Annotated in this window: 14 protein-coding genes; all 14 read right to left on the reverse strand. The window is 52.9% G+C overall.

The genetic code is table 11. The annotated features are described in order from the left end of the window. Positions 1 to 5: 5 nt before the first annotated feature. Complete coding sequence (gene coaBC, locus ACTOVJ_RS05830) at positions 6 to 1,259, reverse strand: bifunctional phosphopantothenoylcysteine decarboxylase/phosphopantothenate--cysteine ligase CoaBC (RefSeq protein ID WP_449504122.1); 1,254 nt, start codon at positions 1,257 to 1,259, stop codon at positions 6 to 8. Positions 1,260 to 1,271: 12 nt separating this feature from the next. Then, a complete protein-coding gene (gene rpoZ / locus ACTOVJ_RS05835) occupies positions 1,272 to 1,541 on the reverse strand; it encodes a DNA-directed RNA polymerase subunit omega (RefSeq protein WP_449502198.1) in 270 nt (89 codons plus the stop codon). A gap of 30 nt (positions 1,542 to 1,571) precedes the next feature. Further along, positions 1,572 to 2,123: a guanylate kinase gene (gene gmk / locus ACTOVJ_RS05840; protein ID WP_449502197.1), complete on the reverse strand. Its 552-nt coding sequence runs from the start codon at positions 2,121 to 2,123 to the stop codon at positions 1,572 to 1,574. A 100-nt stretch (positions 2,124 to 2,223) separates the two neighbouring features. Continuing rightward, positions 2,224 to 2,562, reverse strand: coding sequence for an integration host factor, actinobacterial type (gene mihF, locus ACTOVJ_RS05845; protein WP_449504123.1), 339 nt, complete (start codon positions 2,560 to 2,562; stop codon positions 2,224 to 2,226). Between the two features lie 250 nt (positions 2,563 to 2,812). Next, positions 2,813 to 3,283 carry a transcription antitermination factor NusB gene (nusB, locus tag ACTOVJ_RS05850; protein WP_449502195.1) on the reverse strand — a complete coding sequence of 157 codons (471 nt, stop codon included), beginning with the start codon at positions 3,281 to 3,283 and terminating at the stop codon, positions 2,813 to 2,815. Further along, complete coding sequence (efp, locus tag ACTOVJ_RS05855) at positions 3,283 to 3,840, reverse strand: elongation factor P (RefSeq protein ID WP_449502194.1); 558 nt, start codon at positions 3,838 to 3,840, stop codon at positions 3,283 to 3,285. Before efp ends, nusB begins: the two co-directional genes overlap by 1 nt. 94 nt (positions 3,841 to 3,934) lie before the next feature. Continuing rightward, positions 3,935 to 4,444: a shikimate kinase gene (locus ACTOVJ_RS05860; RefSeq protein WP_449502193.1), complete on the reverse strand. Its 510-nt coding sequence runs from the start codon at positions 4,442 to 4,444 to the stop codon at positions 3,935 to 3,937. After that, positions 4,441 to 6,006 (reverse strand): 3-dehydroquinate synthase, encoded by a 1,566-nt coding sequence (aroB, locus tag ACTOVJ_RS05865; protein WP_449504124.1) that lies wholly within the window; start codon positions 6,004 to 6,006, stop codon positions 4,441 to 4,443. The genes ACTOVJ_RS05860 and aroB overlap by 4 nt, the downstream gene beginning before the upstream one ends. Beyond that, complete coding sequence (gene aroC / locus ACTOVJ_RS05870) at positions 6,006 to 7,208, reverse strand: chorismate synthase (protein ID WP_449502191.1); 1,203 nt, start codon at positions 7,206 to 7,208, stop codon at positions 6,006 to 6,008. Before aroC ends, aroB begins: the two co-directional genes overlap by 1 nt. Positions 7,209 to 7,220: 12 nt before the next feature. Next, entirely contained in the window at positions 7,221 to 7,715 is a 495-nt protein-coding gene (locus ACTOVJ_RS05875) for a prepilin peptidase (RefSeq protein WP_449504650.1), read from the reverse strand. A gap of 26 nt (positions 7,716 to 7,741) precedes the next feature. Continuing rightward, a complete protein-coding gene (locus ACTOVJ_RS05880; protein ID WP_449503145.1) occupies positions 7,742 to 8,491 on the reverse strand; it encodes a hypothetical protein in 750 nt (249 codons plus the stop codon). Then, a complete protein-coding gene (mltG, locus tag ACTOVJ_RS05885) occupies positions 8,488 to 9,612 on the reverse strand; it encodes an endolytic transglycosylase MltG (protein WP_449504126.1) in 1,125 nt (374 codons plus the stop codon). The genes ACTOVJ_RS05880 and mltG overlap by 4 nt, the downstream gene beginning before the upstream one ends. Further along, complete coding sequence (gene ruvX / locus ACTOVJ_RS05890) at positions 9,605 to 10,054, reverse strand: Holliday junction resolvase RuvX (RefSeq protein WP_449502187.1); 450 nt, start codon at positions 10,052 to 10,054, stop codon at positions 9,605 to 9,607. Before ruvX ends, mltG begins: the two co-directional genes overlap by 8 nt. 13 nt (positions 10,055 to 10,067) lie before the next feature. Further along, positions 10,068 to 12,731, reverse strand: coding sequence for an alanine--tRNA ligase (alaS, locus tag ACTOVJ_RS05895; RefSeq protein ID WP_449504127.1), 2,664 nt, complete (start codon positions 12,729 to 12,731; stop codon positions 10,068 to 10,070). Positions 12,732 to 12,739 lie beyond the last annotated feature (8 nt).

Raw genomic sequence — 12,739 nt, forward strand, 5'->3', positions numbered from 1 at the left:
CGTGCTTACGAAAGGTTAGCCACGATGGCATCGACAATAGCGACGCTTACCTCATGTTTACTTCCTTCAGCATGTGCGACAGCACGACCGTTCGTGTCCACAATTGTGATTTCCGTGTCGACATCTCCAAAGCCTGAGTGTGCGCCGACCTGGTTGATCACGAGGAGATCTGCCCCTTTGCGTTTTGCCTTCGCCACACCATACTCATATGCGGTATGCGCGTCGTCGCCAGTTTCGGCGGCAAAGCCAACAACCACTTGTCCGTCGCGACGTCGATGGTGTGCGAGATCGGCAAGAATATCAGGATTTTCTTCAAGATCCAGGTGCAGTTGACCTTGCCTTTTAATCTTGGTTTCGTGGGCAACCACATGGTAGTCCGACACTGCTGCAGCCATCACCACGACATCGGCAGATAGCGAGATATCATTCATTGCTGAGTGGAGCTGTGCGGAAGTTTCTACATCAATGACGGTGGCACCCGGGAGCTCGCGGCGCACCGAAGGGATATTGGCTGCAATAAACGTCACGGAAGCACCACGTTTGAGAGCTGTTTGAGCCAGCTCAATCCCCATCCGTCCAGAAGATCGATTCCCAATAAAACGCACAGGATCGATCGGCTCACGTGTTCCCCCTGCACTAATGACGATATGAGCACCGTGTAATTCATCCGACGTCGCACCAGAGAAACCACGCGAGACGAGATTAGCAATCGCAATCGAGGCAATATCTTCCGGCTCCATCATCCGACCGACGCCGCTATCCACCCCTGTCAGTCTGCCACTGACTGGTCCAGCAAAAATTGCTCCTCGTGACGCAAGCAGCTCAATATTGGAAACAGTAGCCGGATGCTCCCACATCTGGGTATGCATTGCTGGCGCAATAATCAGTGGACACGTTGCCACCAGCGCAGAGGCCGTGAGCATATTGTCTGCTATACCGGCCGCTAATTTTGCGATCGTATTGGCAGTTGCAGGGGCGACGATAAACAGATCTGCCCTCGCGCCCGTTCGCACATGAGCCACCTCGTCGGCATCCTCTGGGACGTGGACATATGCCGGGTATCCTGAAAGTGCCTCCCACGTAGTACGACCGACCATTTCGAGCGACGCCGGTGTCGGAACAACACGAACGTCTGCACCCCACTCCTTGAGGCGACGCAGAAGAATCGCGCTCTTATAGGCTGCGATTCCCCCGCTGACGCCCAGAAGAATCTGGGGTCGAAAAACGCCTCCCGAGCGGGAGGCATTTTCATGGATCATCGTCATAGTCGATTACTCGGCATCCGAGGACATCGTAAGCTTGTCCTCTACGATCTCTTCAAGAGCAAGCGAAAGTGGCTTGTCTTCCGGAGCCGACGGGATAAGCGGGCCGACAGTCGTAATGTTGCCATCGCCCGACTTGAGCTCCTGGCGATACTCGTTGATCTGACGAGCGCGCGCGGCACCGTAGACGGCAAGCGTGTACTTTGAATCCACACGCTCGAGCAGATTATCAATAGCGGGCTTCGTAATGCCTTCAGGATTTGGGGTAGTTCCGTACATAGTGCCTCCTTAAGTCAGCGAATCTTCAGTTTACTCGTCCACGCCGAGAATTTGCAGTAGCTCGTCGGTGGCTTGAGCCACTGTATCGTTGACAACGATGTAGTCAAACTCAGATTCCGAGGCGAGTTCAACCTTGGCAGTCTCAAGCCTGCGAGCCTGATCCTCAGCAGTCTCGGTACCGCGAGCACGAAGACGGTATTGAAGATCTTCAAATGACGGCGGTGCAAGGAAGATTTGGATTGCTTCAGGCATTGATTCACGAACCTGACGGGCACCTTCGAGATCGAGCTCAAGAATTACCGTTTTTCCAGCATCGAGTGCATCTTCAACGGGCTTGCGAATGGTTCCATACTTGTACATGCGATGAACGATTGCCCATTCGAGCATCTCCCCAGCTTCAACCATGGCATCAAACTTCTCATCCGAGACGAAATGGTAGTCCACTCCATCGGTCTCACCTGGGCGTGACGGACGCGTGGTGGCAGAAATTGAGTACCACAGTTGGGGAGCTCGAGCAAGGAGCTCCTTGAGCACAGTCCCCTTCCCCACCGCTGTGGGACCAGAAATTACGAATGCTTGCATGGATCCTATGGTGCCACGTTTTCACGTCGCGCGATCAAAGATAGACGGTGTCGGTGAGACACTTCACCGACACCGTCTATCTTTGATCGTCAACGAAAGATCATCCAAACAGATCAATCAATGCTTTTGCTTGGTGCGGACCAAGCCCTGCCACGCGCCGTGATGTCGCGATATTCGCAGACTCCATAATCGCTGCAGCTTTCGCTTCACCGATACCCGGCAAAGATGTCAGCATTGCGCTGACTTTGAGCTTCCCAGCGATGTCATCTGACTTCGCTTGTTCAATGACTTTGGATACGCGGATCTGGCCTGTCTTGAGTTTCGATTTCAGCTCTGCACGCTGTGCACGTACTGCTGCAGCTTTCTCGAGCGCCGCCTTGCACTGTTCCGGGGTGAGTGTGGGAAGAGCCATCATAGCCTCCTGAAAACGATCGGACACGAAGTTATTTGTTACATATCTTATGAATAATGTGGCCTTCACGCGTACTTTTGAGAGGCTCAAATGTCTTTAAAATAGCCATCCAAAGCGTTTACGCAGGTCAAACCTTGAAGATGAAACGGTTTACATCGCAGTTACACCGCTCACATTTTCATATCTTCCATAATGACAAAGGGAGGTGTTGGCCAGACTGTGATTTGTCTAGCCAACACCTCCCCCACGTGTTCACAAAAATGTTAACGATAAATCGTTAACCCTCCTCACGTCCAGAATTTTCAAGCTCCCAGATTTCTGAAACGCGATTGAGAATGCCCATCGTGAACGAAACGGACTTATCTGTCGAGAACTCACGTGCAAGTGACGCAACCTCATTGATTACTACGGGGCGATCAACTCCCCCATACATAAGTTCGACAGCGCCGAGCCTCAGAAGATTACGATCAACAATTGTCATTCGATCAATCGACCATGCACCCGAAGCAGCTTCAATCATCGAGTCAATATTCTCCATATTCTCAATGAAATGGGAGACGATCTCGACGCCATACTGTCCAATCGGTACCTGATGTGTTGATTCGCTTTGACGCAACTTGAGTAAATCTAGCGCGTCGCGAGAACTCAAGTCTTTAAAGTCGATCTCGTACAGCACATCAAGAGAACGCTGACGCTGCAGCGATCTGCCCTTACGCCGTCCATCACGGCGAAACTTGTTCTGTGCCATCAGGCGCGTGTGAGGTATTCGCCCGTGCGGGTGTCCACCTTGATCTTGTCGCCTTCATTGACGAACAACGGAACCTGAACTTCGTATCCGGTCTCAACCGTTGCAGGCTTAGTGCCTGCGTTTGAGCGATCGCCTTGGAGACCAGGCTCGGTGAAAGTCACTTCAAGAACAACCGATGCGGGGAGTTCGATGAACAGAACGGTTCCCTCATTCGTTGCCACTACGGCATTCTGGTTCTCCAGAAGGAAATTCTTAGAGGAACCGATCACATCGGCTGAGATAGGAAGCTGCTCGTAAGTGTCCAAGTCCATGAACACATAGTCAGTTCCATCATTGTAGAGGTACTGCATATCGCGGCGATCAACCGTTGCAGTTTCGACTTTGACGCCTGCATTAAACGTACGATCAACGTTCTTTCCCGAAAGGACATTCTTCAACTTGGTACGAACGAAAGCTGGACCCTTGCCCGGCTTAACATGCTGGAACTCGACCACCTGCCATAGCTGGTTATCGATCTTGAGCACCATACCGTTCTTCAACTCATTTGTTGTTGCCACGTGAACCTTCTTCCTGGGAACCAAAAATATTTGCCCCACAATGATAGCTCACCAATGCAAACTGTCAGCATTGACAAGACAATTATGAGCGATCTTACGCGAGAGATGCTGCAATCTCAGCAGCATCACGATCAGAGGTTTCGATAACCTCGTTCACCACTGGTTCAGTCAGGAGACGCAATGTTTCCATCAATTCACGCAGATGTCGTCGAGGCATCATGATCGCTGCCGAGTGTTGTCCCATCATGCCGTTTCTACGAACTAACGTCGATAAATCAGCATGAAGCCACACAACACGTCCACCTTGAGCGCTCATCTCCCCGAGCGCAGCCATAGCCGCGCTGTTGTGTTGCAATGACTCACTCGAGGCTGCAATCACAAACTTTCCGTCGGCGTCAACCTGATCTAGAAGCTCTGACAGCACGGATTCGCTCATCCTCACTCGTTGTTCGCGTGGAACCAGGAGATAGAGGTCTGCGAGGTCAACTCCGAATCGGTGGGCAACAATTTGCTCCGTATCCGCAGCGGTATAACCAAGATTTTGTAGCTCACGCGCGATGGAGCTCTTTCCACTTCCCGGCGCGCCAAGAAGAACAATCGTCATTTCACTCCAATCGCATCAAACGCTCGGTCGCATCCATCAGGTGCAGCCACAATATGTGCTTCCCCGACATCACTCAACACAACAAATCGTAGTTGTCCATCACGCACTTTTTTGTCAGCAAACATATACTTCATCAACTCGCGACGATCGGCATTCGGAGCGTTAACGGGCAAACCCACCGCTGAAAAGAGATCCCGATGAAGCTTCGCCAATTGCGGTTGCGCAAGACCTTCCGCAACAGCTAATTCGGCAGCAAAAACGCACCCAATAGCGACTGCTTCTCCATGTGCCATCGTGTACCCACTGGCGGCTTCCAAAGCATGAGCCAACGTGTGCCCATAATTTAAAAGCTCGCGTTGGCCTGATTCATGAAGATCAGCCGAAACGATCTGTGCCTTGAGCGAGATTGCCTGGACAGCAACCTCGTTCAACGCGGCTGACGTGGGATCGAGAATCCTTTCCTTCTGTTCCAGCACTGTCTCGATAATTGGAGAATTCGAAATGAGACCACATTTGATGACCTCCCCCATTCCTTCCCTCAATATCGGGAGCGGCAAAGTAGCTAGCACATCAAAATCGGCAAAAACACCAACAGGCGAGTGAATCGCTCCAATAAGGTTCTTTCCAAAAGGCATGTTGATCCCGGTCTTCCCTCCGACAGCTGCATCAACCATTCCCAGAAGTGTTGTTGGCACACTAATCCATGGGATCCCACGTAGCCACGTCGCACTCGCAAAACCGCCGACGTCGGTCGTCGCTCCTCCCCCTACAGCCACAAGAACGCCGTCGCGCGAGACTCCCATCTCATGAAGACGATCCCATATTTTCTCCACAACTGTCACCGTCTTTGATTCCTCACCACGTGGCAAGGTGAGAACCGTGGCAGGTGTGCCAAGGTGCCTCATTGACCTGGCGATGTGGTTCGCGAGGTGAACCACATCGGGAGACGTGACGATCACTCCCGCCGCGTAATTTGCGGCACAACGAGCTGCGAGGGGGGCAACGGCACGTCCAATAACGACGTCGTAAGGGTGCTCAGCGTTGACTTGTCGAACAACAGGAGGATTTAATAATGCATTGACCACCACTGAGGTTGTGTGTTCCGTTGAAAACCGTGATGAATCCACAATAATATTTGCGTTCTCGTAGTAAAGGGCGGAACGCTCTGCGCGCAATCGCGCAATTTTTTGCCCGATGTGTGAGGTGAATAAGGGGCGCGCGGAGCGTCCATGCTTAACGCGAGCAGCGAGTACTTCGTCGGAAGCGTCGACAAGGACTACAGGGACCTCTTGTAGCAATGCACGCGTGCCTGCGTCAAGAATCGCGCCGCCTCCAAGCGAGAGGATTCCGTCGAATCTCTCCATTGCTTTCGCAACAGTCACAGCTTCAATCTGGCGAAAGTGGTCTTCGCCAACGCGGAAAAGGTCAGCAATCTTTTTGCCAGTAGAACGTTCGATCAGTGAATCCGTGTCTTCGAACCCGACGCCAAGACGGTTCGCGACTCGTCGTCCAATTGAACTCTTCCCACTCCCCGGCATTCCAATAAAAACTGCACGTACCATCAGCGCTGCATCTCCGGAATATGCGCGAGGAATCCGTCAAGGTTGCGCCTGACTTCTGCGAGAGAATCTCCCCCCGTCTTATCAAGGAGAGCCTGAGCGATAACAAGTGCCAACATTGCCTCTGAAATAACAGCGCCCGGAACCACTGCACACGTATCCGAACGCTGATGGTTCGCCGTCGCACTGGCACCCGTCACAATGTCGATTGTCTCAAGAGCACGCGGCACTGTGGAAATAGGTTTGAATGCTAAACGGACATTGATGGCTTCTCCATTCGACATTCCGCCTTCAATTCCACCTGCCCGGTTTGTGCGTCGGTGGACGCGATCACTGCGGTAAATTTCGTCATGCGCCTGCGAACCACGGCGCATCGCAGAGGCAAATCCATCACCAATTTCCACACCTTTGACCGAGGGAATTGACATCATTGCACCCGCAATTCTTGCATCCAATCGTTGGTCGTCAACTGTATACGTCCCCAACCCCTGCGGGACATTCCACGCCGTCACTTCAACGACACCGCCAACAGTGTCACCTGCTTTTTTCGCCTCATCGATCTGCGCAATGAAGCGCTTGGCAAGTTCTGAATCGAGTTGGCGCACTGGGCTTGCGTCCAAGGCTTGTGCCATCTGCGCTGATGCTGGTGGCACTTCGGAGTGAACCGATCCGATACCAATCACCTGCGAGACGATTTCGATGCCAATAACTTGGCGCAGGAACTGTCTGGCAACTTCCCCGAGTGCCACCCGAGCAGCTGTTTCACGCGCGGAGGCACGTTCAAGGACATTACGAGCCGAGGAAAACCCGTATTTATTCATCCCGACGAGGTCAGCATGTCCCGGACGTGGCTGAGTCAATGGCCTGTAGCGTGCGATCTCCTTCGCGTCTCCTTTCCCGTTACTACGTACCAGAGCACCGTGAGAAACGGGTTGGGGTGACATCACAGCCTCCCATTTAGGCCATTCAGTATTTCCGATTGTCATGGCAATCGGCGATCCAAGAGTTCTGCCGTGTCGCACTCCCGAAAGAATTTCAAGCTGGTCTGCTTCAAATTTTTGTCTGCTTCCCCGGCCATAACCATGGCGCCGACGTGCAAGTGCTTTTTCAATTGCTTCGGCACTGATATCGACACCCGCTGGGATTCCCTCAATGAGCGCTACTAAAGCTTTTCCGTGTGATTCACCCGCAGTTGACCAATGCATAGGAGCATTATCTCATGCTAACGCGTCAACGCACGCACATCCGGCAACAAGAGCAGGACCGAATGGGTGAGTATCTCCCCGATGCAACCGCCGACGAACCATCAGCGCACCAAGTGCCACACAGTGACAAGCAATCGCGATCACACACGTCCACCATATTCGCTGCGGCACAAGTGTTCCTTGCCACAAAGCGATCGCAAGGAGTAAGCGGGCATCTCCTAGTCCGATGAGACGTCCTCGGCTGGCTAACGAAATTCCCGCAACAACACCTGCGCAGCCGACACTCCACATCCAATGGAGTAAAGGCGCCCCCTGAAATATTCCCGCAATCACGGCCACAATGATCGCACTATTCGTCCACGATACTCGTAACGTTTGGGTGTGAAAATCTAAGCGGGCATTTGCGATCAATGGGAAATAAAATATTCCCATCAGTGCAAGTCTCCAGGGAGTGTCCTGGTTGATAAAAGCGCACAAAACAACCGCGATAGTGAGTAAAAGAGTCATGGCGACACGATATCTCGGAGTCGCCATCACGTCGCAAAGTTTTCCACAATCTTTTCAATAACGCTAAGATCGGGATTCACTCCGGTAAGGATCCGTTGCGCATCTTCAATTTGTCGAGCAAGGATTGCCTCATACGGAACACCGCCTCCTTCACCAGGAGCGACACGGACGACAGGTACCCCACAGTCCTGTATCTGCGCATTCAAATCCTGCGGGATCGTGCCGCAGATCATGAGCGAATCGAATTCGTCAAGCCGACCGATAAGCGCATCGAAACGCACGGCAGATACATCGAGACCTAAACGGTGTGCTGCTGATATTGCTGAACCCGGTCCTGCCGAATTGAGGGGTGCAAGAAAAATTGAGCGTGCTTTGAGTTCTACCGCACTCACAAGTGCGCTCGCGGCAAGTTCTCGGCCACCGAGGATCGCTGTCCTGCCAAGTTCGATACTCGCAACACGAGTTGCACGCACAATTCCGGAAGTCAGCGACTGACAACCGATTGCCATACGCGCGTTGCCCGTCGGTTGGAACGCCACCACAGAACGAACCGATGTCTCTCGTGCAAGGCCATCGTCAAGATCAGTCACGCCGGCGACAGCGGAACATAAACTCGGATGAAACTCGATACCGACGACGTCGTCAGACGCATGTCGGATAATATCGGCAACCTCGGAAATTGAGGCATCTCGTCCAGTGGCGTCAACTCCCGTCGCCCGATGCGCCGCGATGACGCAGTCACGCCATCGCGACGGGCCAACGACCTCAATTCTCACTTCTTATCCTGTGGGTGATCTTCAAGCCACTTGCGGAACTGCGCAACATTCGCGTTGTGCTCATCGAGATTATCAGCGAACTTTGTCTCACCCGTATTGAGATCGACGGTGACGAAAAACAGCCATTTTCCTGCTGGAGGGTTGATCGAATCACGAATAACTTCCATCGACGGATTCGAAATCGGAGCAGGTGGGAGACCCTTATGGCGATAAGTGTTGTAAGGGTTATCATTCTTCAGATCGGCAGCTGTCGGAACGCCGCCACTCTTTCCCACACCGTACAGAACGGTTGAGTCCATCTGGAGCAGTCCGTGAGAGACCGATTTATCCTCAAGTCGGTTAAGGATGACGCGAGCAACCTGACCGCGATACTTTTCAAAGCTGACTTCGCGTTCAACGATCGAGGCAATAATGAGCTGACGTTGCCACTGATCTTGGGAAATCCCTAGCTTTTCGAGTTCACTAATGCGCCGTTCGACCATCTTCTTGAGCGCCTGAGCGGGAGTTGTCCCCGGGTCGAAATTATATGTCGCAGGTGAGAGCCAACCTTCGATATTGCCCTTGGCAACACTCGGAAGTCCAATCGCTGCAGCGTCCTTCGATGCAGAAACAATGTCCTCAAGCGGAATCTGCATGACGTTGGCCATGCGTTCAAATACGTGACGGGCAGTAAATCCTTCGACAACTGTCACACCCGCGTTCGCTTTCGCTGCTGGATCAAGAAGACGAGCGACTGCACTCGCTCCCGACATTTGCTTGCGCATTGTATAGGAGCCAGGCTGAATCTGTGCCGCGCGAGGAGACTCTTTGAAGGCTGAAACGAAAGAGGCAACAGACTTCACGACGCCTTTTTCCTGGAGAATCTTTCCCATCGCTGTACCAGTAGCACCTTCAGGAATGGTGACAACGATTTCCCCTGTCCCTTCACCGGTATAATCCGAAACGGACGTTGACATCAAGGTCTGCTTCACCCACGGCACCACAGCGAAGCCGACTCCGGTGACGAGCATCGCAGTGACAAAGAGAGCGATCGCTGTCTTGATCTTACGCCGACGAGCACGTTCCCGACGTCGCCCGGCTCCTGGCGAGTGTCCAGAGTCCACACCGAAGAATTCAGACATCGTTGGTCCTTTCAATCAATTCACCGGGTTCGCGCCCTGTGTTCTTTTCAAATTGCAGTGCCGACTCAAGAATAACGACAGCCGCGACTTGGTCAATAACTGCGCGATGAGAAATCTCAGCTCTCCCGGCTTCATGGAGCTGACGATGTGCCGTAACGGTGCTCATCCGTTCATCAACGAGACGAATAGGCACATTCACTCGTTTAGACAAACGTCGCGCCCATCTACGACATTCCTTAGCGGATTTTCCTTCAGTTCCATCCATATTCAGAGGGAGCCCGACCACTACTTCAATAGCGTCAAACTCATCGATCCAGCGAGCAACTTGACCGAAATCATTTTTCCCTCTGGCTAACGTAGCAAGAGGGGTTGCGAGGATCCCGGCCGAGTCGCACTTGGCGACGCCAACGCGTGCCATACCAACATCGACCGAGATCCTCACTCCCCGACGAAACTCAGGCAAGTGCACCCCGAATCGTCTCAAGTGCTACATCAATCTTGGAGATATCCGTACCACCTCCCTGAGCGAGGTCAGGACGGCCACCGCCACCGCCACCGAGAGTCTTGGCGGCAAGCGAAACGAGGGCACCAGCCTTCACACCATTCTTTTGAGCTGCTTCGTTGACCGCAACAACAACCGAGGGACGTCCGTTTGCCACGCCGATAAGGGCGACGACTCCTGCCTCAGAACCGAAGCGTGCACGAAGATCCGTAGCTGCAGTACGAACTTCGTCTGCCGATGCCACATCACCAATCTTCGCGATCACAGCGTCGACGCCACCAACTCGAACACGCGAAGCAAAAAGCGAATCGAACGTCGATGCGAGCTTATCGTATCGAAGTGCTGCAATTTGCTTCTCAGCTTCCTTAAGACGATTGAGCAACGAGTCAATATGCTCAGGAAGTTCCTCCGGGCGAACCTTTGTCAGGGATGCAAGGTGCGAAACCATAGCGCGCTCACGAGCCCCTTGAGCATAGGCCCCTGGCCCAACGAGAGCTTCGATACGGCGAATACCCGAACCAATGGACGATTCTCCGAGCACCGAGACAAGACCAATATTGCCTGTCTCAGGAACGTGCGTTCCTGCACACAGTTCGCGCGACCAATCACCGCCGATGGAGACAACACGAACTTCTTTTCCGTACTTCTCTCCAAACAGTGCCATTGCGCCCGACTTCTTGGCGTCTTCTAGACTCATGATCTGATCTGTGACAGCAAGATTTTCTTGCAATCGCTGGTTCGTACGCTCCTCAATTTCGTGCATCGTCGCTGTCGGAACAGACTCTCCGTGGCGGAAGTCGAAGCGAAGACGCGACGGTGAATTCTCAGAACCTGCCTGGGTCGCTTGTTCGCCGAGGTACTCGTGGAGAACCTTGTGAACCATATGCGTGGCCGTGTGGGCACGCGCAATTTCTTTACGACGCTGAATATCGATTTGAGAGAACACTGAGTCATCCAGCGCAATGGAACCTTCTGTCAGAGTACCGCGGTGGACGAAGAGCCCTTTCACCGGCATCTGTACATCGTCAACTTCGAACATGCCGCCGCCGGACACAGAAATTGTTCCATGATCGGCAAGCTGTCCGCCTTGTTCAGCCCAGAATGGCGTCTGATCCAGAACAATATCGACTTCGGCTGGTGCTTCAGCAGCAGGAACAGGCTGTCCGTCCTTCAAGATTGCGACAACTTTGCCGTCTGCCGAATAATCCGTGTATCCAAGGAAGTGGGTATTACCGCCTTCTTTCGCCTGGATTTCATGGTAGACGGTGGCATCCACGTGACCGGTCTTCTTTGCACGCGCATCGGCGCGAGCACGATCCTTCTGCTCTTGCATGAGTGCGCGGAATTCGCCTTCGTCAACCTTGACACCTTTTTCGCTGGCCATCTCAAGGGTGAGATCGATTGGGAACCCGTAGGTGTCATGCAGAGTGAATGCGTCCGAACCTGACAGCGGAACGCCTGCCTTGGACGCCTTCGCTACGGCAGCATCAAAAATTTGCGTGCCTTGATTGAGAGTACGGCGGAATGTGTCTTCCTCGCCGTATGCAACCCGAGAAATACGATCAAATTCTGCCTCAAGTACAGGGTAGGACTCTTTCATCGCATCCTTCGACGCTGTCAGGAGAACAGGAAGTGCCACATCGTCATAGCCCAGAAGACGAACCGAACGAACAGAGCGGCGAATCAGACGACGGAGCACGTAGCCACGACCGTCATTTCCTGGGGTGACGCCGTCGCAGATCAGCATCAGTGCCGAGCGCACATGGTCAGCAATGACACGCATCTGTACGTCGTCGTCGGCATTGTCGCCGTACTTCTTGCCAGTCAGCTTCTCTGTCGCCTCAATGACCGGGTAAACCTGGTCAGTTTCGTACATATTCGGCTTGTCTTGCAAAATAAATGCTAGACGCTCCAAGCCTGCACCCGTATCGATCGCCGTTTGGTCAAGATCTCCCAGAAGAGGGAAATCCTTGCCTTCGCCTTCACCGCGCAGGAACTGGTCAAACACCAGATTCCAGATTTCCAAGTAGCGATCGCCGCCCGGATCAACAGTGCCTCCGACAGCTTCGGAGCCGTAAGCTGGGCCACGGTCGTAGTGAATCTCTGCACACGGACCTGCCGGACCCGGCTGACCCGTGGACCAGAAGATTTCTTCACGCTTGAGCTTGACGATGTGTTTCGGATCAACACCAACTTTGACAAGGGCGTCAAAAGCAACATCATCTTCTTCCCAGATGGTGACCCACAGGCGATCAATCTCTAAACCATAACCACCTTCATCAACCGATGATGTGAGCAGGCCAAACGCCAGATCAATAGCACCTTCTTTAAAGTAATCACCGAAAGAGAAGTTGCCGCACATCTGGAAAAAGGTGCCGTGACGAGTTGTACGACCGACGTTTTCGATATCGTTCGTCCGAATACATTTCTGTACTGATGCCACACGCGGGTATGGGGCTTTCTCCGTGCCGATAATGTATGGAATGAACGGCACCATTCCTGCAATCGTGAACAGGATCGATGGATCTGGTGAAACAAGCGAGATTGAATCTTCGATCTTATGGTTGTGCTTGTCGAAGTACTCAAGCCAACGACGGCGGATTTCAGCTGTACGCATTCTCTTCC

The organism is Arcanobacterium sp. (ex Cirak et al. 2026), from assembly GCF_053585065.1.

What these genes read in the sequence shown, in the direction of transcription:
- ACTOVJ_RS05860 (WP_449502193.1), bottom strand. Translation starts at nt 4,444, where the DNA reads ATGACGATTGTTCTTCTTGGCGCGCCGGGAAGTGGAAAGAGCTCCATC.
- aroB (WP_449504124.1), bottom strand. Translation starts at nt 6,006, where the DNA reads ATGGTACGTGCAGTTTTTATTGGAATGCCGGGGAGTGGGAAGAGTTCA.
- alaS (WP_449504127.1), bottom strand. Translation starts at nt 12,731, where the DNA reads ATGCGTACAGCTGAAATCCGCCGTCGTTGGCTTGAGTACTTCGACAAG.
- aroC (WP_449502191.1), bottom strand. Translation starts at nt 7,208, where the DNA reads ATGCATTGGTCAACTGCGGGTGAATCACACGGAAAAGCTTTAGTAGCG.
- ACTOVJ_RS05875 (WP_449504650.1), bottom strand. Translation starts at nt 7,715, where the DNA reads ATGACTCTTTTACTCACTATCGCGGTTGTTTTGTGCGCTTTTATCAAC.
- nusB (WP_449502195.1), bottom strand. Translation starts at nt 3,283, where the DNA reads ATGGCACAGAACAAGTTTCGCCGTGATGGACGGCGTAAGGGCAGATCG.
- mltG (WP_449504126.1), bottom strand. Translation starts at nt 9,612, where the DNA reads ATGTCTGAATTCTTCGGTGTGGACTCTGGACACTCGCCAGGAGCCGGG.
- rpoZ (WP_449502198.1), bottom strand. Translation starts at nt 1,541, where the DNA reads ATGTACGGAACTACCCCAAATCCTGAAGGCATTACGAAGCCCGCTATT.
- coaBC (WP_449504122.1), bottom strand. Translation starts at nt 1,259, where the DNA reads ATGATCCATGAAAATGCCTCCCGCTCGGGAGGCGTTTTTCGACCCCAG.
- gmk (WP_449502197.1), bottom strand. Translation starts at nt 2,123, where the DNA reads ATGCAAGCATTCGTAATTTCTGGTCCCACAGCGGTGGGGAAGGGGACT.